Annotated in this window: 20 protein-coding genes and 2 pseudogenes; 12 read left to right on the top strand and 10 right to left on the bottom strand. The window is 65.0% G+C overall.

Annotated features, from left to right (window positions below):
* Window positions 1-1,062: NAD(P)H-dependent flavin oxidoreductase (locus A5766_RS04600; protein ID WP_064903616.1), on the bottom strand; the 1,062-nt coding region annotated here is incomplete at its 3' end.
* Window positions 1,063-1,081: 19 nt separating this feature from the next.
* Complete coding sequence (locus tag A5766_RS04595) at window positions 1,082-2,728, bottom strand: acyl-CoA synthetase (RefSeq protein WP_005204742.1); 1,647 nt, start codon at window positions 2,726-2,728, stop codon at window positions 1,082-1,084.
* A 77-nt stretch (window positions 2,729-2,805) separates the two neighbouring features.
* Between A5766_RS04595 and A5766_RS04590 the strand changes: the two genes are divergently transcribed.
* Window positions 2,806-3,588: a crotonase/enoyl-CoA hydratase family protein gene (locus A5766_RS04590; RefSeq protein ID WP_005204741.1), complete on the top strand. Its 783-nt coding sequence runs from the start codon at window positions 2,806-2,808 to the stop codon at window positions 3,586-3,588.
* A 66-nt stretch (window positions 3,589-3,654) separates the two neighbouring features.
* The gene (locus A5766_RS04585; RefSeq protein ID WP_064903610.1) at window positions 3,655-5,106 is read left to right on the top strand and encodes a cytochrome P450; all 1,452 of its coding nucleotides are present in this window, start codon (window positions 3,655-3,657) and stop codon (window positions 5,104-5,106) included.
* A gap of 7 nt (window positions 5,107-5,113) precedes the next feature.
* Here the strand turns inward: A5766_RS04585 and A5766_RS04580 are convergent, their stop codons facing one another.
* Window positions 5,114-6,151 carry an LLM class F420-dependent oxidoreductase gene (locus A5766_RS04580; RefSeq protein WP_064903614.1) on the bottom strand — a complete coding sequence of 346 codons (1,038 nt, stop codon included), beginning with the start codon at window positions 6,149-6,151 and terminating at the stop codon, window positions 5,114-5,116.
* Window positions 6,152-6,291: 140 nt separating this feature from the next.
* On the opposite strand from A5766_RS04580, the gene A5766_RS04575 reads away from it, so the two are divergent.
* Genes A5766_RS04575 through A5766_RS04565 form a run of 3 tightly spaced genes read left to right on the top strand, consistent with a single transcriptional unit; the run spans window position 6,292 to window position 9,559 of the window.
* Window positions 6,292-7,272: a Zn-ribbon domain-containing OB-fold protein gene (locus tag A5766_RS04575; RefSeq protein WP_051993984.1), complete on the top strand. Its 981-nt coding sequence runs from the start codon at window positions 6,292-6,294 to the stop codon at window positions 7,270-7,272.
* 29 nt (window positions 7,273-7,301) lie between these two features.
* A complete protein-coding gene (locus A5766_RS04570) occupies window positions 7,302-8,381 on the top strand; it encodes a thiolase domain-containing protein (protein ID WP_005207493.1) in 1,080 nt (359 codons plus the stop codon).
* Complete coding sequence (locus A5766_RS04565) at window positions 8,381-9,559, top strand: thiolase domain-containing protein (RefSeq protein ID WP_005207494.1); 1,179 nt, start codon at window positions 8,381-8,383, stop codon at window positions 9,557-9,559. Before A5766_RS04570 ends, A5766_RS04565 begins: the two co-directional genes overlap by 1 nt.
* 170 nt (window positions 9,560-9,729) lie before the next feature.
* On the opposite strand, the gene A5766_RS24870 is transcribed toward A5766_RS04565, so the two are convergent.
* The 4 genes from A5766_RS24870 to A5766_RS04550 form a co-directional block, all read right to left on the bottom strand.
* On the bottom strand, window positions 9,730-9,996 hold the full coding sequence (locus tag A5766_RS24870; RefSeq protein ID WP_005207495.1) for a hypothetical protein: 267 nt from the start codon (window positions 9,994-9,996) through the stop codon (window positions 9,730-9,732).
* Window positions 9,997-10,680, bottom strand: a complete 684-nt coding sequence (locus A5766_RS04560; RefSeq protein WP_005207496.1) for a hypothetical protein — start codon at window positions 10,678-10,680, stop codon at window positions 9,997-9,999.
* Between the two features lie 141 nt (window positions 10,681-10,821).
* Window positions 10,822-11,283, bottom strand: coding sequence for a nuclear transport factor 2 family protein (locus tag A5766_RS04555; RefSeq protein WP_005207497.1), 462 nt, complete (start codon window positions 11,281-11,283; stop codon window positions 10,822-10,824).
* 3 nt (window positions 11,284-11,286) lie between these two features.
* Complete coding sequence (locus tag A5766_RS04550) at window positions 11,287-12,576, bottom strand: cytochrome P450 (RefSeq protein ID WP_082965446.1); 1,290 nt, start codon at window positions 12,574-12,576, stop codon at window positions 11,287-11,289.
* A 254-nt stretch (window positions 12,577-12,830) separates the two neighbouring features.
* On the opposite strand from A5766_RS04550, the gene A5766_RS04545 reads away from it, so the two are divergent.
* Together A5766_RS04545 and A5766_RS04540 are read left to right on the top strand one after the other, a co-directional pair.
* Window positions 12,831-13,994: a steroid 3-ketoacyl-CoA thiolase gene (locus A5766_RS04545; RefSeq protein ID WP_005207499.1), complete on the top strand. Its 1,164-nt coding sequence runs from the start codon at window positions 12,831-12,833 to the stop codon at window positions 13,992-13,994.
* Between the two features lie 17 nt (window positions 13,995-14,011).
* Complete coding sequence (locus tag A5766_RS04540; protein WP_064903608.1) at window positions 14,012-14,491, top strand: nitroreductase family deazaflavin-dependent oxidoreductase; 480 nt, start codon at window positions 14,012-14,014, stop codon at window positions 14,489-14,491.
* A gap of 1 nt (window position 14,492) precedes the next feature.
* Here A5766_RS04540 and A5766_RS04535 read toward each other — a convergent pair whose 3' ends face one another.
* Complete coding sequence (locus A5766_RS04535) at window positions 14,493-15,122, bottom strand: TetR/AcrR family transcriptional regulator (RefSeq protein WP_005207501.1); 630 nt, start codon at window positions 15,120-15,122, stop codon at window positions 14,493-14,495.
* Between the two features lie 137 nt (window positions 15,123-15,259).
* On the opposite strand from A5766_RS04535, the gene A5766_RS04530 reads away from it, so the two are divergent.
* Together A5766_RS04530 and A5766_RS04525 are read left to right on the top strand one after the other, a co-directional pair.
* Window positions 15,260-16,531, top strand: coding sequence for a cytochrome P450 (locus A5766_RS04530; RefSeq protein WP_005207502.1), 1,272 nt, complete (start codon window positions 15,260-15,262; stop codon window positions 16,529-16,531).
* 97 nt (window positions 16,532-16,628) lie between these two features.
* Complete coding sequence (locus A5766_RS04525) at window positions 16,629-17,441, top strand: glycosyltransferase (RefSeq protein WP_005207503.1); 813 nt, start codon at window positions 16,629-16,631, stop codon at window positions 17,439-17,441.
* On the opposite strand, the gene A5766_RS04520 is transcribed toward A5766_RS04525, so the two are convergent.
* Entirely contained in the window at window positions 17,393-18,727 is a 1,335-nt protein-coding gene (locus A5766_RS04520) for a condensation protein (protein WP_231894546.1), read from the bottom strand. The two genes, A5766_RS04525 and A5766_RS04520, sit on opposite strands and share 49 nt — an antisense overlap.
* Window positions 18,728-18,753: 26 nt before the next feature.
* A complete protein-coding gene (locus tag A5766_RS04515; RefSeq protein WP_197501332.1) occupies window positions 18,754-19,299 on the bottom strand; it encodes a hypothetical protein in 546 nt (181 codons plus the stop codon).
* On the opposite strand from A5766_RS04515, the pseudogene A5766_RS04510 reads away from it, so the two are divergent.
* The 3 genes and pseudogenes from A5766_RS04510 to A5766_RS04500 all read left to right on the top strand — a co-directional run.
* Window positions 19,284-20,186, top strand: a pseudogene (locus A5766_RS04510) (Zn-ribbon domain-containing OB-fold protein); the annotation flags it as partial. The gene A5766_RS04515 and the pseudogene A5766_RS04510 sit on opposite strands and share 16 nt — an antisense overlap.
* Window positions 20,187-20,215: 29 nt before the next feature.
* Window positions 20,216-20,686 (top strand): annotated as a pseudogene (locus tag A5766_RS04505) (lipid-transfer protein); the annotation flags it as partial.
* Between the two features lie 95 nt (window positions 20,687-20,781).
* A complete protein-coding gene (locus A5766_RS04500) occupies window positions 20,782-21,756 on the top strand; it encodes a glycosyltransferase (protein ID WP_197501329.1) in 975 nt (324 codons plus the stop codon).
* The last annotated feature ends 29 nt before the right edge of the window (window positions 21,757-21,785 follow it).

The raw sequence follows: 21,785 nt of genomic DNA, 5'->3' as shown, positions 1-21,785 counted from the left end.
GGCGACGGGGGTGATCGAGTTCAGCCGGCCGACGATCTGGCCCGCGGGCATGGCGACGACGCCTGCGTCGTCGGCCTGCGAGATCCGCGCGTGCGCCTCCCCCACGAGCAGATTCTGCAGCGGCATCGGTAGCGGCTCCGGAGCGCCGGGAGCATCCCAGGCGTCGGTCCACTTCGTCTTCAACAGTCGGGCGGGCTTGCCCGAGTAGATCCGACGACGCACCGTGTCCCTCGACGACGCCGCGAGCAGCGCCTTTTGCACCGTCGACGGCCCGTCGCCGGTGGCGCCGAGTCGGTACTCGGCCGCGGTCAGCCAGTACGTGCCCATCCACACACCCTGTGCGCCAAGAGCTATCGCCGCCGCCATCTGCCGACCGCTGCCGACTCCGCCCGCTGCCAGCACGGGTGCGCGATCGCCGACGGCGTCGACGAGTTCAGGCCAGAGCACCATTGACGTCACCTCACCGGTGTGCCCGCCACCCTCGTAACCCTGTGCGATCACGATGTCGACGCCCGCTTCGACATGATGCAGCGCATGATCTTTCGCGCCCGCAAGCGCTGCGACCTGCACACCATTCTCGTGCGCGACGCCGATCACGTCCGGCGGCGGTGAGCCCAGCGCGTTCGCGATCAGCTTGATCTGTCCGTACTTGCGGGCGTGCGCCATCGCAACGTCGACGTGCGAGCGCGCCACTGAGTGCAGCCAGCCGAGCACTCCGGCATCCACCCGGTTGCCGTCGGGCAGCGGCGGCACCCCGAGATCGTCGAGGGTACGTTCGACGAATGCCCGGTGCTCGGGCGGAATCATCGACTCCAGGTCGACTTTACTTCCCTCCGTGGGGATCTTGGCAGGCATCACGACGTCGACGCCGAACGGCTTACCGTCGGTGTTCTCGTGCATCCACTCGAGCACGTCATCGAGCTCCGACGCGTCGTTGAACCGTACGCACCCGAGGACACCCATTCCGCCTGCCCGGCTGATCGCGGCCGCGACCTCCTGACTCGGCGTGAAGCCGAAGATCGGATAGTCGATACCGAACCTCTCGGTCAGCTCCGTGCGAATCACTCTCTCGCCCATTTCTTTACGCCCTTCCACTGACGGCCTGTGCCGACGCGTCGGCCGGTCGCGACTCGGTGATTTCCCTACCCCATCGATAGTTCGGTTTACCCGCCGGAGACCGTTTGATCTCGTCGACGTACCACACGCTGCGCGGACACTTGTATCCCGCAACCTGTTCGCGCACAACCCTGTTCAGGTCATCCAGGGTGGGTCTGGCGTCGTCACGCGTAGCGATGACTGCCGCGACACGCTCGCCGTACCGTTCGTCGGGAACGCCGACGACGACCGTGTCGAACACATCCGGATGCGCCTTGAGTGCCGCTTCGACCTCTTCGGGAAACACCTTCTCGCCACCGGTGTTGATCGACTGCGATCCACGCCCCATCATCGTGATCGACCCGTCGGATTCGACGGTCGCCAGATCACCGGGGATCGAGTAGCGAATCCCGTTGAACTCCTTGAAGGTTCGTTCGGTCTTTGCCAGATCGTTGTAGTAGCGCAACGGAATATTGCCGGAACGCGCCAGGATTCCCACCTCGCCCGAGCCGGGCTCGACGGGCGTTCCGTCCTCACGCAGCACCACGGCAGCCTTGTCCGCGGTCACCCGAGGAGCACCCGTGTGCGACTGACCCTTCTGCGCCGCCGACATTCCGCTGAAACCCGTTTCCGACGACCCGATCGCGTCGATCACGAGAAGGTTCGGCAGCAGATCGAGGTACTCGTCCTTGACACTCGCAGAGAAGAGCGCAGCCGACGATGCCAGTGAGACAACGGAACTGGTGTCATACGTACGCCCGTCGGGATGTCCGGCCTGCAATGCGTCGACCATCGGACGCGCCATCGCATCTCCGGTGATCATCACAACGTTGACCTTGTGCCGCTCGATGATCTGCCAGGTGCGGTGCGCGCCGAACTCCGGGTAGATCACGGCCTTGCCGCCGACGAAGAGTTCCTGGAACACAGCCCACTGCGACCCGCCGTGGATGAATGGCGGGATCGGAAAGCGCACCAGTTGGCCACCTGCCGCACCGTCACGAGCCTGCTGCCACTCGTCGGACACGCGCTCCCCGGTGTAGAAGCTGATGCCCCCGCCCAGAACCCGCCAGATGTCCTCCTGGCGCCAGACGACGCCCTTCGGGAATCCCGTCGTGCCGCCGGTGTAGAGCATGTACAGGTCGTCGTCGCTCCGCGGCTCGAAGTCACGGTCGACGCTCCCCCTCGCGATGGCATCCGTGTAGGGAATCGCGCCATCGGGGGCAGGTTCGACGCTGCCGTCTTCGATGACGATCACGTGCGCCAGTTCCGGTGCATTCGGTAACACGTTCCGCACGCGGTCACCGTACTGGCGCTCGTAGATCAACACCTTCATGTCGGAGTCGGTGACGATGTGCTCGAGTTCGGCCGCGACGTACCGGTAGTTGACGTTCACCATCACCGCACGGACCTTGAAGATCGCCAGCATCGCGACGACACATTCCAGTGTATTCCTGCTGTACAGGCCCACCGATTCTGTCGGCCGGACGCCGAGTGTGATCAGTTCGTGCGCGAGCGCGTTTGCCTCTCGCTCCAGCTCGGCATATGTCATCGACCGACCGTCTGTTTCCAGTGCGGTCCGGTCGGGCATCAGGTCGACGGCGTGCTCGATCAGGTCGGCGATATGGAAGGCCATGACGACAAAATTAGAACGTGTTACTGTTTTCGGCAAGGCCTGTTCGGCTACCGATCACCAGCCACCAAGGAGCACCGATGCCGGAGTGCCTCGTCGAGAAGCGCGGACACGTTCTCATCGTCACCATGAATCGCCCCGAAGCGCGCAACGCGTTGTCGACGGAGATGATGGCGATCATGGAGGAGGCCTGGGACCAGGTCGACGCCGATCCCGACATTCGTGTCGCCATCCTGACCGGCGCGGGCGGATACTTCTGCGCGGGCGCCGACCTCAAGTCGATGAACGCCAAGCCCGCGGGCGACAAATTCGCCGACGGCGGGTGGGACCTCACCCGCATGCCCGCACTCCTCAAGGGTCGTCGACTCACCAAACCGCTCATCGCAGCCGTGGAGGGACCGGCGATCGCCGGGGGCACCGAGATCCTGCAGGGCACCGACATCCGTGTCGCGGGCGAGAGCGCGAAGTTCGGTGTGTCCGAAGCCAAATGGGGCCTGTTCCCCCTCGGAGGCAGCGCCGTCCGGCTCGTTCGTCAGATCCCGTACACGATCGCCGCCGACATCCTGCTCACCGGACGCCACATCACCGCAACCGAAGCCAAGGAGTACGGCTTGATCGGCCACGTCGTGCCCGACGGTTCGGCACTCGATAAGGCCCTCGACATCGCCGACGTCATCGCCGCCAACGGCCCGCTCGCCGTCCAGGCGATCCTCAAGACCATCCGCGACACCGAGGGAATGCACGAGGAGGACGCGTTCAAGATCGACGCCGACCTCGGGGTGCGCGTCTTCATGAGCAAAGACGCCAAAGTCGGCCCACGGGCATTCGCCAACAAGGAAAAGCCCGTCTTCACCGGCGAGTGACCACTCGCTAACTCCGCGGAGTGACCACTCGTTGACAGGCCAACCGGAAGGCGGCAGGGTCGGAGCATGGCGCGGCTGCACATCGACAACGACTGGTCAGGTCAACGATTTCCGAGTCCCGGGCGTCGAAAGCCACTGATCGGCGACCTCGGCGTCGCCGATCCCCGCCATCCGTTGCTGAGCATGTTGACACTCGGCGCCAACCTCGGCCCGATCTACGAGATGCAGGTCTTCCGCCAGAAGTTCGTCTTCATCGCCTCGGCCGAACTCACCGCGGAACTCTGCGACGAATCGCGGTACTGCAAGGCACTTCCGCCCGCGATCGAGGCGCTACGCGACTACGCGGGCGACGGCCTGTTCACGGCGCGTAACGACGAGTCCAATTGGCAACTCGCACATGACCTTCTGATGCCCGCATTCACCAAGTCGGCCATGCGGTCCTATCACCCGATCATGCTGCAGACGGCCGGCGAACTGTTCGACTACTGGGACGCACTACCGACCGACCCCGCAGGCACCACCACCGTCGACGTCACGCGCGATATGACGAAGCTGACCATGGAAACGTTGAGCCGCACAGCATTCAGCCACGACTTCGGGTCCTTCACCTCCGCGGAGCAGCACCCGTTCGTCACTGCCATGATCCGCGCGCTCGAGACCGGTCGACGCAAGGGCGGGCTGCGCACCGCGCCCGGCGGTCGCTACCTCACCGCCCTGCTCGACCGCCGCAACGCGCAGGCGCAGAACTACGTCGACAACCTGCTCGACGACCTCATCGCCGAACGCGAGCACACCACCGACCAGCACGACCTGCTCGGGATCATGCTCAACGTCGCACATCCCGAGACCGGAGAACGCCTGTCACCGTTGAACATCCGACATCAGATCCTCACCTTCCTCGTCGCGGGACACGAAACCACTTCGGGTGCTTTGTCGTTCGCGTTGTACTACCTGTCGCAGCACCCCGAATTCCTGGAACAGGCGCAACGTGAAGCCGACGACGCACTCGGCGACGACCCTACGGCGATGCCGACTTTCGAGCAGGTGCCACGCCTGCGCTACATCCGGCGCGCGCTCGACGAGGCATTACGCATCTGGCCGACGGTGCCCGCATTCGCACGCAGCCCACGATCGACGACGATGCTCGGCGGACGGTATCGCATGACACCGGAAGACTGGGCGGTCATCATCCTCGCCCAGGTCCACCGCGATCCAGCGGTCTGGGACGATCCCGATTCCTACGATCCGGATCGCTTCCTCCCCGAGAACGTCAAGAAGCGTCCGGCGCACACCTACAAACCGTTCGGCAACGGCGTACGCGCCTGCATCGGAAGACAATTCGCGCTCCACGAGTCGGTACTCGTCCTCGCGAGCCTGCTCCACCGATACGACGTCGCACCCGATCCCGACTATCACCTTCGTGTCGACGAGCGACTCACCATGGTGCCCAAGGACTTCTACGTCTCGCTGACACCACGCAGAGTGCCCGCCCGGTTGTCGGAACAGCCCGTCGGCTGAAGGCCGCTCACACCAGCGTCGCGAGCTCGCGGATCGTGGCGGCGTCGCGCGTGGTCACCATCAGCATCGAGACACCCGCCGACTCCCACTGCTTGATCTGCTCGCGCACCTCGTCGGCGGTACCGACGATCATCGTCTCGCGCACCATCTCGTCGGGCACCGCGGCCAACGCCTCCTCCTTACGACCCGCGAGGAACAGCCTGCCGATCTCATCGACCACGTCGCCGTAGCCCATTCTGCGGTACAGCTCGGCGTGAAAGTTCTTCTCCTTGGCGCCCATCCCGCCCACGTAGAGCGCGGTGGCGGGCCGATACGCGTCAACGGCGGCGGCGACGTCGTCGGTGATCACCACCTGCACGGTCGCCGCGACCTCGAAGTCGTCGCGTGTCCGACGTGCACCCGGACGCGCGAATCCCTCCGCGAGCCACGACTCGTACTGATCGGCGAGCGAGAGGCTGTAGAAGATCGCGAGCCAGCCGTCGGCGATCTCCGCGGTCTGTGCGACGTTCTTCGGCCCCTCCGCGCCCAACCAGATCGGTATGTCGGCGCGTAGCGGATGGGTGATCGGCTTGAGCGATTTGCCCAGCCCGGTCGCGCCGGGCGCGTCGGCCGGATACGGCAGCGGGTAGTGCGGTCCCGCGCTGCGGACTCGGTCGGCGCGCGACAGAACGTCACGCACGATCTGCACGTATTCCCTTGTGCGAGCGAGTGGTTTGCCGAACGGCTGCCCGTACCACCCTTCGACGACCTGAGGTCCCGACACCCCTAGCCCGATGATGTGTCTGCCGCCCGAGAGGTGGTCGAGGGTCAGCGCATGCATCGCGAGCGATGTGGGCGGTCGCGCCGACAACTGCGCAACTGCGGTCCCCAGCCGTATCCGCGACGTCGCCGCGCCCCACCAGGCCAGCGGGGTGTAGGCGTCCGACCCCCACGACTCCGCGGTGAACACGGCGTCGAATCCCGACTCCTCGGCCGCGGCGATGAGCTCCGGGGCGTCGACGATGGGGTCCGCTCCCCAATATCCCAGTTGCAGCGCAAGTTTCACGGTCTCGACCTCTCCACGTCGCCGCCGCGACGACAACCATCATCACGGCCTTGTGTCTCAATACTAGAACGTGTTCTACTCGAAGTGTGAGCAGCATCGACACATCTCCGGCCGTGACGACCGCAAGTCCCGTCGCCGTGGTGCCCGATCCCGAGACCACCATCCTGACCGCTGAGCTGAGCAACACGTTCAGCTACACGCGCTCGCTCGGACCGGTGTTGAGCCGGTTCGCATTCGGGCTACGCGACGGGCACATCGTCGGATCGCGGTCGGCCGACGGAACCGTGTCGGTACCGCCGATCGAATACGACGCCGCGACGGGCGCACCGATCACCGACATCGTCGACGTCGCCTCCGTCGGCACGGTCGTCACGTGGTCGTGGAATCCCGACCACATCGACGGCCAGCCGTTCGACGCACCGTTCGCATGGGCGCTGATCCGACTCGACGGCGCCGACACCGCGTTGCTGCACGCGGTCAAGGTCGACGGGCCGGCAGACATCGAAACAGGTATGCGGGTCCACGCGGTCTGGCGCGCGGCACGCAGCGGCCGCATCGACGACATCGCCTACTTCGCACCCGGCGACTCCGCTGAGCATGCCGAGCCGAACACCGCCGACAACCCCGACGACGAGAACGTCATCATCACCACCCCGATCACGACCAGCATCATTCACTCCGCGACCGAAGAGGAATCGCGCTATCTCGAAGGCCTCAAGGCGGGCAAGCTGATCGGGACGCGTATCGGCTCAGGAGTCGACGCCGGGCGCGTCTACTTCCCGCCACGCTCGGTGAGTCCCGCCGACGGTGCGCCTGCAGTCGAACACGTCGAACTTCCCGACACCGGGACCGTCACGACGTTCTGCATCGTCAACGTGCCGTTCCAGGGACAGCGGATCAAGCCACCCTACGTGGCGGCGTACGTGCTGCTCGATGGCTCCGACATCCCATTCCTGCACCTCATCCTCGACGCTGCCGCCGACGAGGTCCGCATGGGCATGCGGGTGCAGGCGGTCTGGGTCCCCGACGACGAGCGCGAACTGTCGATGGGATCGATCAGCCACTTCCGGCCCACCGGCGAACCCGACGCCGAGTACGACACCTACCGCGAGTTCCTCTGACTCGCGATCCCCATCTCTAGGAGAAGCACGTGACCCTCCCCCGCATCGCGATCGTCGGGTTCGCCCACAGTCCCAACATCGTCGGCACACACGGCACCACCAACGGCGTCGAAATGCTGATCCCCTGCTTTGACAAGCTCTACGCCGAGCTCGGCATCTCCCGCACCGACATCGAGTTCTGGTGCAGCGGATCGTCGGATTATCTTGCCGGGCGTGCCTTCTCGTTCATCTCGGCGATCGACTCGATCGGCGCGATGCCGCCGATCAACGAGTCCCACGTCGAAATGGACGGCGCGTGGGCGCTGTACGAGGCGTGGGTGAAGATCGCGAGCGGCGAGGTCGACCTCGCCCTTGCCTACGGCTTCGGCAAATCCTCTGCGGGAGATAGCAATCGCACGCTGTCGATGCAGACCGACCCCTACACGGTTGCCCCACTCTGGCCGGGCGACCGCGCTCTCGCCGGACTGCAGGCCCGCGCGGGTCTCGACGCGGGTACGTGGACCGAAACCGACATGGCCGCAGTCGCAGCACGCACGACCGGGGCGTCGACCGACGACCTGCTCGCGACCGACTACGTCGCCAATCCCCTTCGCGCACACGACATAGCGCCGTTCACCGATGCCGCCGCAGCCGTCATCATCGCCAGTGAGCGCCGCGCCCGCGAGCTCGTCGCCAATCCCGCATTCGTCACCGGCTGGGACCACCGGATCGACAGCGCCAACTTCGGTGCACGAGATCTCACGGTCTCGCCGTCGACGACACTGGCCGCCGACACCGCATTCGGCGATCGCACCCGCGCCGTCGACGTCGCCGAGATCGCCGCCCCGTACACACACCAGGAGATCATCGTCCGCAACGCGCTCGGACTGCCCGCCTCGGTGCGGATCAATCCGTCCGGCGGCCTACTCACGGGCAATTCGTTGTTCAGCGGCGGCCTGCAGCGTATCGGCTACGCGGCGCACTCCATCCTCACCGGCGATGCGCAGACCGCGGTGGCGCACGCGACGAGCGGCCCTCTGCTGCAACAGAACATGGTGGTCACGCTGCAAGGTGACTCGAACAGCGGTGATTCGAAGAGCGGCGACTCGATTGTGGGAGACGACAACTGATGGCACACAACAACCGTGCGGCGGTCCTGGGCACCGGACAGACCAAGTACGTCGCCAAGCGGCACGACGTCACGATGGCAGGGATGTGCCGCGAGGCGATGGACGCAGCCCTCGCCGACGCAGGGGTGAGCATCGACGAGATCGACGCGATCGTCATCGGTAAGGCACCGGATCTTTTCGAGGGATCGATGATGCCCGAGCTGGCCATGGCTGACGCCCTTGGCGCCGTTGGCAAACGACTGATCCGCGTGCACACCGCGGGCTCCGTCGGCGGCTCGACGGCGAACGTCGCGGCGTCGTTGGTGTTCGCGGACGTCCACAAACGTGTGCTCGCGATCGCGTGGGAGAAGCAGTCCGAGTCAAATGCCATGTGGGCGTTGTCGCTTCCGGTTCCGTTCACCAAGCCGGTCGGCGCGGGAGCGGGCGGCTTCTTCGCCCCGCACGTGCGCTCGTACATCCGGCAGTCGGGCGCGCCAGAGCACATCGGCGCGATGGTCGCCACCAAGGATCGACGCAACGGCGCGCGAAACCCGTTGGCCCACCTACATCAACCCGACATCACCGTCGAAAGTGTGATGGCTTCGCAGATGCTCTGGGACCCGATCCGCTACGACGAGACATGCCCGTCCTCCGACGGCGCGTGCGCGGTCGTCATCGGCGACGAGCAGGTCGCCGACGCCGCGGCTGCCGACGGCCGTCCGGTCGCGTGGGTGCACGCCACCGCGATGCGCACCGAACCGCTGTTCTTCGCGCACCGCAACACCGTCAACCCCCAGGCGAGCCGCGACGCCGCAGCAGCACTGTGGAAGTCCGCGGGCATCGACAATCCGATCGACGAAGTCGACGTCGCCGAAGTCTACGTCCCGTTCTCGTGGTTCGAGCCCATGTGGCTCGAGAGCCTCGGCTTCGCCCCCGAGGGCGAGGGCTGGAAGCTCACCGAGGCCGGCGAGACCGAGATCGGCGGCCGCATCCCGTTCAACCCGTCGGGCGGCGTGCTGTCGTCGAACCCGATCGGGGCGTCGGGCATGATCCGCTTCGCCGAGGCCGCGATCCAGGTGATGGGCAAGGCGGGCGACCACCAGGTGGCCGACGCCCGCAAGGCCCTCGGCCACGCCTACGGCGGCGGGGCGCAGTACTACTCGATGTGGCTCGTCGGCGCCGACAAGCCGTCGAACTAGTCGGGCCGCACGCCCGCTGGCGCGCAACTAGCCAGCGCCCGACTGGCCCACACCCCCGGCCCGCAGCTACCTCATCTGTGCACAGCTACCTTCTGCACCGCCCAAGGTAGCTGCACATAGATCAGGTGGCTGTGCCGAGAGCTGCACAGACGGTGGCTCAGAGCCGGCCCTCACGCCGCGCGCCGCCCGAGCATGCCCAGCACCCGACGCGCGAGCACCGCAGGCTCGTCGACGTCGCGCCAGCCCCACCGCAGCAGGGCGTGCCCGGTCTCGACGATCGCGTCGCCGCGCGACTTCTCCCCGAGTAGTGCACGTCGCGTCTCGTCGGCATCGTCGCCGTACTTCTTGTTGCCGTCAGCCTCGCCGCACAGCCGCGCATCGCGCCAGTACAGATCGACGCGCGCGAGGAAGTTCCCGTGCGCGTCATAGATGTTCACCTATAACTCGGGCTCAGGGACGCCTGCGTCGACCAGTTCGACGCGGCTACGCGTCTCGAGCACCGACTCACACTTGCGGTCGCACCGGCCGATCGCGCGAATCGCCGCGGCACGGCCACGCATCCCCGTGAGCAGGTCCAGCTCATTCTGCAGATCGTCGACGGTGCACAGTCCGGCGTGGAGCGCGGCGTCTCCCACTGCGATCGCTGGTATTCGCGCTCCGGTGCGCGCGATGTCGACCACAGTACGAGCAGGCGACACCACCAGCACACCGTCGACCTCGACGACGGCTGGCGGTCGGGTGTCGGTGATCAACCGCGTGCGCGACGTGGTGCGCGTGCCCGGCGTGCGCCCGCTGTCTGCGATCGACACCCGCGAGGTGTCCAACCCCCAGACCGGTAAGCCGAGCACCGCGGCGGCCGACGAAAGCGCAAGCGCCCGAGTATGTTTGGCGGCCCGCACCTCCGGCGTGCGGGCGTCCCGTCGTATCGCGGCGAGCGCTCGCTGCCGGTGCCGCTCTTCTGGAGTGTCTTCGGCCAGCAGATCCCGGGGAATCACTACTCCCGGCGCCAGCGACACGAGAGTGCCGACGTCGAGCGCCCGTCGTATCTCACGATCGACGAAGCCCGCCGCGAGGAGCTCGGCGCGGTTGACCGCGCCCGTGACGCCGTGGAAGTAGACCATGCACGTTGTGACGCGCGCAGCGTCGAATCGGTTCCATGAAAAATCCGCACCTCATCTGTCACGCCCCACCTTCAGCAGTGCCGAAGGTGAAGCGCCACAGACGAGGTGCGGATTTCGACGTCAGGACAAAGAGCGCAAGAGTCAGGCCGGCCGGACCGAGTTGATCGTCTTCTCGACCTCCCAGAACGCGCGCAGCGCCGACAGCTTGCCCTCGTCGTCGGCCCGGTAGGTGAACACGCCGTGCGCCTCCGACACGTGGCCCGCGATGTGGGTCACGATCTTCCCGACGTACGCGACCTCGTTGCCGCAGATGATCTCGTCGTCGAAGACGAAGTCGATACTCTCGGTTGTCGCGATCGACAGATCCCAGAACTGCGAGATGCGCTCTCGCCCTTGGAATCCGACCCCTCGTTCATCGAACATCGACGGCCCAACCGGGTCCTCGACCTTCGCGTCGGCCGCGAAATTGTCGAGCCAGGCCTCCTTGTCACGAGCCGCGACCGCCTCCCGCGATCGCCGACCCGCCACCACTGCGGGATTGTTCTCCCTATCGATGCCCAGATATGCGGGTTGACTCGAATCCTGTTGGGTTGCACTGGTCATCGGTCACCGAGTCCCGTAGTCGACCTGGAGTTCCTTCACGCCGTTGATCCAACCGTGCCGGAGTCGACGCGGCTCGTCCAGCCGCGAGATGTCGGGCACGAGGTCGGCGATTGCATTGAACATCAGGTTGATCTCCATGCGTGCGAGGTTCGCGCCGACGCAGAAGTGCGCTCCGTTGCCGCCGAATCCGACGTGCGGGTTGGGGTCGCGCAGGATGTTGAAGGAGAACGGATCGTCGAACACGTCCTCGTCGTAATTGGCTGAGCCGTAGAACAATCCGACGCGCTGCCCCTGCTTGATGTCGACGCCGCCGACCTGCGTGTCGCGCTTGGCGGTGCGCTGGAAGCAGTTCACCGGCGTCGCCCAGCGCACGATCTCGTCGACCGCCGTTGCGGGGCATTCCTTCTTGAACAACTCCCACTGGTCGGGATGCTCCAGGAAGGCATTCATGCCGTGGCTGATCGCGTTGCGCGTGGTCTCGTTGCCCGCGACGGTGAGCAGGATGAAGAAGAATCCGAACTCGGCCTCGTCGAGGTGCTGACCGTCGATGTCGGCGTTGACCAGCGTGCTGACAATGTCGTCGACAGGACACTTACGACGCTCCTCCGCCATGTTGTAGCCATAGCCGAGGATCTCTGCCGACGCCATCTGCGGATCGACGCCTGCGAACTCGGGGTCGTCGTAGTTCATCATGCCGTTCGACCAGTCAAACAGCTTCTTGCGATCCGACTCCGGGACGCCGAGCAGATCGGCGATCGCCAGCAGCGGGAGGTCGACGGCGACGTCGTGGACGAAGTCCCCGGTTCCCCGGTCGGCAGCTTGGCGCACGATGGTGCGCGCGGCGTCGTCGAGCTTCTCTTCGAGCGCCTGCACGGCACGAGGCGTGAACGCCTTCGAGATCACCTTGCGCAGGCGGGTGTGCTCCGGCGGGTCGTGGTTGATCAGCAGCGCCTTGGTGACGTCGAGCTGGTCTTGAGGCATCTCGTCGTCGAACCGCATGATGACGCCGTTGGTCGACGTCGCCCAGTCCTCGTTGTTCTTCGAGATCTCGCGGACATGCGCGTGCTTCGAGACGACCCAGTAGCCGCCGTCGTGGAATCCGCCGCCCTTACCCGGGAGCTGGGCATTCCACCAGACCGGAGCGGTCTTGCGCAGGGCCGCGAACTCGGCGACCGGAATACCCTTTTCGAGCAGGTCGGGACTGGTGAAGTCCCACCCCTCCTGGTGCATGAACGGGCATGATGCTGGTGAGGATGACGTCTGGTCGGCCCCCACGCCGTCGGTCTGGATCACGTGAAATACCACCCTGTTCTCAGTGTTCTGCAACCGAGACGTGAACGTGTTCACGTCTCACTGGCGCTCACTGTACACACAGTATCGCACCAAAACAGGAACTCGTTCTACTTTTTCTTCGTCACAATGGACAGAAACAGGAACATGTTCTACTTTCATGCCAGAGCAGTGTTCTGCGCAGGAGAACAGCAGGTCCGCGCCAGAGCAGTCGGTCTGTGCACAGAAGCCTGCACAGAGAACGAAAGGTGACGGACATGGGTGTGCCGGTAATCGTCGAAGCAGTGCGAACCCCCATCGGCAAGCGCGCGGGCTGGCTCTCCGGTCTACACGCCGAAGAACTACTCGGCCTCACGCAGCGCGGGTTGATCGAGAAGGCAGGTATCGACGCATCGCTGATCGAGCAGGCCATCGGCGGATGTGTCACACAGGCGGGAGCGCAGGCCGGCAACATCACACGCAAGGCGTGGCTGTCGGCGGGACTTCCCGAGCAGACCGGCGCGACGACCATCGACTGCCAGTGCGGCTCGGCGCAACAGGCAAACAACCTGATCGCCGGGCTGATCGCCTCGGACGTGATCGACGTCGGCATCGCCTGTGGCGTCGAGCTCATGACGCATACACCCCTCGGGTCCAACGTCGGAGTCGACGCCGGTCCGTACCACGCGGAATCCTGGAACGTCGAGATGCCCAACCAGTTCGAGGCGGCGGAGCGTATCGCGGCACGCCGCGGGATCACCCGCACCGACGTCGACGAACTCGGGGTGCGAAGCCAGCAACGTGCGCGTCAGGCATGGGATGAGCACCGGTTCGACCGAGAGGTGTTGAGCCTCAAAGCACCTGAGCGCACCAAAGAGGGCGTGGTGACCGGCAACATCATCGACGTCACACGCGACCAAGGACTTCGCGACACCACGCCCGAATCGCTCGCGGCACTCAAGCCGGTCATCGACGGCGGTATCCACACCGCTGGCACGTCGTCCCAGATCTCCGACGGCGCTGCGGCCGTCCTGCTGATGGACGAGACCAGAGCACGCGAGCTCGGACTCCGACCGCGAGCGCGACTGCGGGCGGCCGCCCTCGTCGGTTCCGAGCCGTACTACCACCTCGACGGCCCGGTCCAAGCCACCGAGCGAGTGTTGGCCAAAGCGGGAATGTCGTTGTCCGACATCGACATTGTCGAGATCAATGAGGCCTTCGCCTCGGTTGTCCTCAGTTGGGCCCAGGTGCACGGCGCCGACATGGACAAGGTGAACGTCAACGGCGGCGCGATCGCCCTCGGGCACCCGGTCGGCAGCACGGGTTCGCGGTTGCTCACCACCGCTCTCCACGAACTCGAACGCCGCGACGCGCAGACCGCTCTGATCACCATGTGCGCGGGCGGCGCACTGGCAACCGGCACCATCCTCGAGCGCATCTGAGAGTCACGGGAGCGCGCATGAAGGCTGAAAACCGTCCGGCACAACTCGATTCACCGATCGTGGCGAAAGCGATCAAACTCGGCTCGCGTCTCAACACCGCACTGTACAAACGCAGCGGAGGTCGGCTCGGCCGCACCTGGCGGGTCGGCGCGGCGATGCGCAATCCCGTCGACGTATGTCTGCTGACCACGGTCGGCCGCAAGTCCGGCCAACCACGCACTGTGCCGCTGCTCTATCTGCGCGACGGCGACACGATCGTCGTCGTCGCCTCGCAGGGCGGATTGCCGTCGAACCCGGCGTGGTACCTCAACCTGCGCAGCAACCCCGACGTGTCGATCCAGATCGGTTCGCAGACGGGCGAATACACGGCACGGACGGCGAACGAACAGGAGCGCAACCAACTCTGGCCCCGCCTGGTGGAGCTGTACGCCGACTTCGATACCTATAAGGCGTGGACCGATCGCACCATCCCGGTGGTGATCTGCACACCACGCTGAGTCACCTGCGATCACCCGACACGTCCGCGTGCGCGGGCAATGCGCGAATCGCCGCACCCGCCCATGCGTCGAGAAATGCACGACGCTGCGCGCCCGACCGCTCCGTGCCGTGGTCGATCATCATGGACTGCAGTGTGCGCAACACGATTTCGACGATGACGTCCATCTCGGCCGGGCCGTACCCGAGAGCAGCCCAGTCGACGTCCATACGCTCGACCATCGAGCGCGCGAATCCCTGACCGGCCTCCGACGTCACTCCCTCCACAGCGAACAGACTCACATTGTCCGCTCTGAACAGCAGGCCGACATAGCGGTCGTCTGGCAGTTCCTGGAGTACCACGTCGATTCCCTCGACGACAGCGACGTCGGGCTCACGAATACCGCTGACACGTATCGCGATTCGCTCGAGAAACGCGCCGACGGCGTCGAACGCGGTTGCCCGGAGTAGCGCCTCGGTACTGGGGAAGTATCGATACACGGTCTGACGAGTGACTCCGAGAGTGCGCGCGACGTCGCTGATCGTCGTCGCCACACCGTGTTCGTCGATCGCTGACCGCGCGGCCGCAAGAATGCGCGCCGTGGCCTCGGCGTCGTCGACCGGGACGCTTCCGGCCCAGCCGTGCGTACGCATGTCTCGCGACCACCTTCCGGCACCGCTTTCCCAGTACCTATGTCCCGGCACCCACTTCCCAGTACCGACCTCTACCAGCGCAGACCGTATCACGGGAAAACGACCATACACATGTAATCCGACTGTATGGTGAAGCCATGACAGCCATCACCACCGATGCGGCGTGCCCATTCGGCAAGGGTTTCGATTTCACCGATCCCGATGTGCTCGAATCCGGCTTACCGATGACCGAATTCGCTCACCTGCGCCGGACTGCGCCCGTCTGGTGGAACGAACAGCCACTCGGCACCTCCGGTTTCACCGACGGCGGCTACTGGGTGATCTCGCGACACAGAGACGTGCGCGAGATCTCGAAGAACAACCAGGTGTGGTCGACGAACGCCAACGGCGCCATCATCCGACTCCCCGACTACGTCACCCCCGACCAGATCGAGTTCACCAAGGCGCTACTCGTCAACCACGATCCGCCGGAGCACACTCGTCTGCGCAAGATCGTGTCGCGACTCTTCACACCGAAGGCTGTTGGGTCACTGGAGGAGAATCTCGCAACGTCGGCACGCCAGATCGTCGAATCCGCCGCAGCCAAGGAGTCGGGAAACTTCGTCGACGACGTGGCCATCCACCTTCCCCTGCAGGCGATTCTGGATCTCATCGGTGTCCCGACAGCCGACCGTCCACGTATTCACGAGCTCGTCGACGCGATCATCAACAGCGACGATCCCGACAACACGATCGACCCCGCGATGGCCAACGCTGAACTGCTCGGCTACGCCTATTCGATGGCCGAGGAGCGTCGGCGCAACCCCACCGACGACATCGTCACCACGCTGATAGAAGCAGACATCGACGGAGAGTCGTTGTCCGACATCGAGTTCGGGTTCTTCGTCATCCTGCTGATCACCGCGGGAAATGAGACGACGCGCAACGCGACCAGCCACGGCATGAATGCCTTCATGTCCCATCCCGCGCAGTGGGAGTTGTTCAAGTCGCAGCGCCCGAAAACCACGATCGACGAGGTGCTGCGCTGGTCGACTCCGGTCAACGCCTTCCAGCGGACGGCCAAGGTGGACACCAGCATCGAGGGCGTCGACATCGCCGCGGGACAACGGGTCGGAATCTTCTACGGTTCGGCAAATTACGACGAGGACGTCTTCGACGACCCGTTCACGTTCAACATCCTCCGAGATCCCAACCCGCATCTCGCGTTCGGCGGCAACGGCGCCCACTTCTGCATCGGTGCCAACCTCGCGCGCCTCGAACTCTCCCTGATCCTCAACGCTGTCGCAGACGTACTTCCCGACATCGAGCGGATCGGCGAGCTGCGTCGTGTGCGATCAGGCTGGCTCAACGGCGTCAAAGACCTGCCCGTTCGCTACGGCGCGGCCGGGGGCTGCCCGGTCGCGCACTGAGCAGTCCCTGCGTCTCTGGATTGCCCACTACCCCGACGTCGCTTTACTCACATCACATTCACGTGCAGGACAGCCACCGGCCCGGTTGAATGGCAGCATGGCGAACGAAAGCACTGAGTTGGCAGACCCGCGAGTTGCTGTCGTGGTCCCCGCCTACAACGAGGTCGGCTACATCGACGACACGATCCGGGCGTTGCAGCAGCAGACTTTTCGCGATACCGCCGCCCACGATGCTGGTGCGCCATTCCGCATCATCGTGGTGGACAACAACAGTACCGACGGGACAGGCGATCTCGTTCGCGAGCTCGCATCCCACTCGGATGTCCCCATCGATGTGCTCACCGAAACCGAGAAGGGCACCGGCAGCGCCGCAGACTCGGGCTTTCGTCATGCCATCGACGGCGGAGCCCAGTTCATCGCTCGCACCGACGCCGATACACTCCCCGCGCCGGACTGGCTGACACAGATCGTCGCCCCACTGCTTGATGGCAAAAGCCTTGTGGGAGGCCGGGTGCGGGCCCGCAGCTCCGATGGAGCCCGTGCCATTGCGTTCAACCTGATCGGCACGACGTGGCGTCTCGGACACTTCATCACCTGGTTGCGCACACGATCTCAACCGGCGCACCTACGAAAGAGTTTCCTGGTCGTCGGCAACAATCTCGCTGTCTCCGCTGACACCTACTGTGCGGCAGGCGGATTCCCGCGAACGAAGATCGACGATGTCGACGAGGACGCTGTGTTACAGCAGCGTGTCACCGAGTACGCAGGTGCAGACTCCGTAGCGCTCGCACCACATGCCGTCGTCTACACATCCCTTCGACGACTGCAGGCCTACGGAACTCGGGGTTATCTCGATTGGTATCACTCCAAGAACGCAGGCGACGGCGACGCGCCCACTGATGTTCGCTGATCAACGAGGCGCTCGCTGATCTCCCTGACCGCAGCACCGGTGAACTCCAGGACGTCGTCGACCACGGACTCCGCCGCAGCTGTAGCGGGGTAACGAACTCGTGCATGAATACCGTCGTCGTCGCGCCACAGCCACCACTGCACGTTGTCGGTCGCGTGGTCTCCCGACAACTGTTGCACTGCAACATTGTTCGAGGGCCGACGTTGACGGGTGTAATCGACGTACGAAACCATGAAGACATCACCGCGCGTACTACGCAATCTGCTGCCGAATGCCTGATAGACCGCCGTCAGTCCGACGCTCGCGAGCGGTATGGCTTCGGAAAGTCGATCTGCGTTGAGCGGCAACAGTTCGACGACATCCCCCTCACCGTGAACACGCAGCGGGATGTTGGACACCACCCAGGCAACGATCGACTCGGATGTCTGAAGTCCCGCAGGCACGATCATCGCGGTGTCGGCCGGACCACCCGCCAGACGAATCGCGCGTCCGATGCACGTCAACAGCGCCGAAAACGTTCTCGCGCCACGCGTGTGTACAGCCGAGCTGAAGTGCTGCGCCTCAGACCTACCGAGGAGCGTGCTCACCCGTGTTCTCATCGGCGCTCGTCGACCCGGTTCCAGACCCAGGTCGAGGGGGAAAGCTGGTATCTCCCAGTCGGACTCGTCGAGGAAGCGGAACCAACCGGCAAGTCGCGGATCGTCGGGAGCCACCTCGCCGCCGAACAGGTGCGCGCGCACGGCGGCCAACCCCGAGCCGGCACTCGACAATGGACGGCCGGCAATCACGTCGGAGATGTCCGCCGCGAGCACCGTCAACGATCGGGCGTCGACATAGACGTGATCGAACGCGCAGATCACCGTGGTGGTATCGGGACGGAGCACCGCAGCAAAGAAGTGTGACAGCGGCTCGGTTGGGTTGCACGCCATAGCGATTCGTGCGAGGACCAGCTCCGTCATACCCGCGTCTGACAGGCCCTTCGGAGCCTGCGAGTCGACGCTGACGCCGATCGACGACAAGGGGACCTCACGCCGACTGAGGTCATCGCCATCTGCGGAAACATAGGTCCGCAGTACGTCGTGGCGGGACAGCAACACCTCGGGGAGCCGTTCCAGCAGCCCGCGATCAACCGCATAGGGAAAGTCGAGGACCAGGGTCAGCGAACCGGGATGTCCCGCTCGATGCGAATCGACGTGAAATCGCTCGTTCTCCGACAGCCCGGTATCGGAAGGCAGACCATCTCCGATGAGATCGGCACGAAAGACGACGAGTTGGCCTGATCTCAATGAATAGTCTTGTATACCAGCTAGTTTCATTGCCGCACCCGGGTACCCGCGATCGCGGTGACCGCGGACTCCGCAGATTCCAGGAGCGCCCTGAGCTGCGCAGCAACCGTGTCGAGATAGCGCTCGATGTGTGCGCGCGCAACATCATTGTCGGGAATCTGAGATTCGACGACCAGCCCGTCGACCATCCGACTCAGCCACAGGTTGGAGTTCTTGGTTTTGCCGATCCCGGGAAAGCCCACAGTTGTGCCGACAGTGGGGTCGTCGATTCCCGGAAGCCGACGGTGATCGATGTAGGTCACCATCTGAGGAGAACCGGCCATCTGTGGAAGCTCGCCTGACCGCGCAAGCACCTGCAGAACCGCACCGATCGGAGCCGCGGCAGCGCCCTTAGCTCGCTTCACCGCGACGGATGCCGTGCGCGCCAGTTCAATCGGGTCAGCTCCGGGATCAACGTCGAAGTAAACCGGCGCGAAGTTGCACGCCCAGCCCTGGGTGAACTCGAACTCGACCCCGCGGGTTGCCAGCGCGGTCGTCGTGAAGAATCGCTTCTCCCCTGAGCCGGTTCGCATTCGGGCTACGCGACGGGCACATCGTCGGATCGCGGTCGGCCGACGGAACCGTGTCGGTACCGCCGATCGAATACGACGCCGCGACGGGCGCACCGATCACCGACATCGTCGACGTCGCCTCCGTCGGCACGGTCGTCACGTGGTCGTGGAATCCCGACCACATCGACGGCCAGCCGTTCGACGCACCGTTCGCATGGGCGCTGATCCGACTCGACGGCGCCGACACCGCGTTGCTGCACGCGGTCAAGGTCGACGGGCCGGCAGACATCGAAACAGGTATGCGGGTCCACGCGGTCTGGCGCGCGGCACGCAGCGGCCGCATCGACGACATCGCCTACTTCGCACCCGGCGACTCCGCTGAGCATGCCGAGCCGAACACCGCCGACAACCCCGACGACGAGAACGTCATCATCACCACCCCGATCACGACCAGCATCATTCACTCCGCGACCGAAGAGGAATCGCGCTATCTCGAAGGCCTCAAGGCGGGCAAGCTGATCGGGACGCGTATCGGCTCAGGAGTCGACGCCGGGCGCGTCTACTTCCCGCCACGCTCGGTGAGTCCCGCCGACGGTGCGCCTGCAGTCGAACACGTCGAACTTCCCGACACCGGGACCGTCACGACGTTCTGCATCGTCAACGTGCCGTTCCAGGGACAGCGGATCAAGCCACCCTACGTGGCGGCGTACGTGCTGCTCGATGGCTCCGACATCCCATTCCTGCACCTCATCCTCGACGCTGCCGCCGACGAGGTCCGCATGGGCATGCGGGTGCAGGCGGTCTGGGTCCCCGACGACGAGCGCGAACTGTCGATGGGATCGATCAGCCACTTCCGGCCCACCGGCGAACCCGACGCCGAGTACGACACCTACCGCGAGTTCCTCTGACTCGCGATCCCCATCTCTAGGAGAAGCACGTGACCCTCCCCCGCATCGCGATCGTCGGGTTCGCCCACAGTCCCAACATCGTCGGCACACACGGCACCACCAACGGCGTCGAAATGCTGATCCCCTGCTTTGACAAGCTCTACGCCGAGCTCGGCATCTCCCGCACCGACATCGAGTTCTGGTGCAGCGGATCGTCGGATTATCTTGCCGGGCGTGCCTTCTCGTTCATCTCGGCGATCGACTCGATCGGCGCGATGCCGCCGATCAACGAGTCCCACGTCGAAATGGACGGCGCGTGGGCGCTGTACGAGGCGTGGGTGAAGATCGCGAGCGGCGAGGTCGACCTCGCCCTTGCCTACGGCTTCGGCAAATCCTCTGCGGGAGATAGCAATCGCACGCTGTCGATGCAGACCGACCCCTACACGGTTGCCCCACTCTGGCCGGGCGACCGCGCTCTCGCCGGACTGCAGGCCCGCGCGGGTCTCGACGCGGGTACGTGGTGCTCGCGAGCTCGCTCGTGAAGCGAGACCTCAAGTCGTGGAACCCGTATAAGCGGTTGACCGCACTCCGCGAAGTCGGATCATACGGATCGGCCATGTCGGAGAGGGTCATGGGTGAACTCGCCGATGTGGCAGACATACTCGTCAGCGGACCAATGGCGCAAGAACGGGCTGCGACGGTCGCCGAGAGCCGAGACATCTCTTTCGTGCCGCTGCACTACTGCCCGATACGTCCCAACCATCAACTGTCGCCGCTGTATCGCCCGCTGCCCGCGGCGATCAGCGCAGCCGCGTGGCGCGCGGCCGACTACCTCGTCTCACTCACGCAGCGCCCGAACGACCGCGCACTGCGCCGTCGTCTGGGTCTCCCGTCGGCCTCGGGAACCATCGGCGCGAGGCTCCGGCGGCGGGGAACACCGGAGATCCAGGCGTACGACGCCGAGTTGTTCCCGCTCCTCGAGCGCGAGTGGGGAGAACAGCGCCCGTTCACGGGCTTCCTCCTGCCGGATAGCCTGACCCGAGCAAAACTCAACGGACACAACGACAATAGTCAGATCACCCGCATTCTCGAGTGGATTCGATCGGGACCTGCCCCCGTCTATGTCGGCTTCGGGAGTATGCAGATCCCACCCGAGCGGGTCTCTTCGATCGTCGAGGCAATCTTGTCGCTACGCCTTCGTGTGGTCGCCCAGACACGACATGCCCTGCCAGAGCGCGATGGCCTTCTGCACCTCACCGAGTCCGTCGACCACGAGATCCTCTTTCCTGAGTGCCGAGCAGCCGTCCATCACGGCGGAGCCGGTACCACCGCCGCCGCTCTCCGAGCCGGAATCCCATCGGTTGTCGGTTGGCTCAGCGCCGACCAACCACTCTGGGCCGCCGCACTTCGCGACCACGGAGCCGGGACCGGCGCTCCGCTGTCACGACTGTCGGACACCGACCTCGAACTACTTACCGCCGACGAGCCGTATCGCGCGGCCAAGGCGTTGGCGGGCCACATCGTAGATCCGGGAGAGGCTGTCGACGCCGCATGCGACGAGATCCTGGAGGCGGCCGCGGGCCCGACCTGATGGCCCGTGCCCCCTGATCCACCCAAACC

Source organism: Gordonia sp. 852002-51296_SCH5728562-b, from assembly GCF_001665475.1.
In the GTDB taxonomy this organism is placed as follows: domain Bacteria; phylum Actinomycetota; class Actinomycetes; order Mycobacteriales; family Mycobacteriaceae; genus Gordonia; species Gordonia sputi.
The sequence above is the reverse complement of the archived record's forward strand: the minus strand, read 5'-3'. Positions and strand labels throughout refer to the sequence as shown.

Bases quoted from the DNA above. Each gene is read 5' to 3' on its own strand.
- A5766_RS04585 (WP_064903610.1), top strand. From the start codon at position 3,655: ATGGCGCGGCTGCACATCGACAACGACTGGTCAGGTCAACGATTTCCG.
- A5766_RS04500 (WP_197501329.1), top strand. From the start codon at position 20,782: ATGTCGGAGAGGGTCATGGGTGAACTCGCCGATGTGGCAGACATACTC.
- A5766_RS04565 (WP_005207494.1), top strand. From the start codon at position 8,381: ATGGCACACAACAACCGTGCGGCGGTCCTGGGCACCGGACAGACCAAG.
- A5766_RS04515 (WP_197501332.1), bottom strand. From the start codon at position 19,299: ATGCGAACCGGCTCAGGGGAGAAGCGATTCTTCACGACGACCGCGCTG.
- A5766_RS04530 (WP_005207502.1), top strand. From the start codon at position 15,260: ATGACAGCCATCACCACCGATGCGGCGTGCCCATTCGGCAAGGGTTTC.
- A5766_RS04535 (WP_005207501.1), bottom strand. From the start codon at position 15,122: ATGCGTACGCACGGCTGGGCCGGAAGCGTCCCGGTCGACGACGCCGAG.
- A5766_RS04545 (WP_005207499.1), top strand. From the start codon at position 12,831: ATGGGTGTGCCGGTAATCGTCGAAGCAGTGCGAACCCCCATCGGCAAG.
- A5766_RS04595 (WP_005204742.1), bottom strand. From the start codon at position 2,728: ATGGCCTTCCATATCGCCGACCTGATCGAGCACGCCGTCGACCTGATG.
- A5766_RS04590 (WP_005204741.1), top strand. From the start codon at position 2,806: ATGCCGGAGTGCCTCGTCGAGAAGCGCGGACACGTTCTCATCGTCACC.
- A5766_RS04525 (WP_005207503.1), top strand. From the start codon at position 16,629: ATGGCGAACGAAAGCACTGAGTTGGCAGACCCGCGAGTTGCTGTCGTG.
- A5766_RS04560 (WP_005207496.1), bottom strand. From the start codon at position 10,680: ATGGTCTACTTCCACGGCGTCACGGGCGCGGTCAACCGCGCCGAGCTC.
- A5766_RS04540 (WP_064903608.1), top strand. From the start codon at position 14,012: ATGAAGGCTGAAAACCGTCCGGCACAACTCGATTCACCGATCGTGGCG.
- A5766_RS04555 (WP_005207497.1), bottom strand. From the start codon at position 11,283: ATGACCAGTGCAACCCAACAGGATTCGAGTCAACCCGCATATCTGGGC.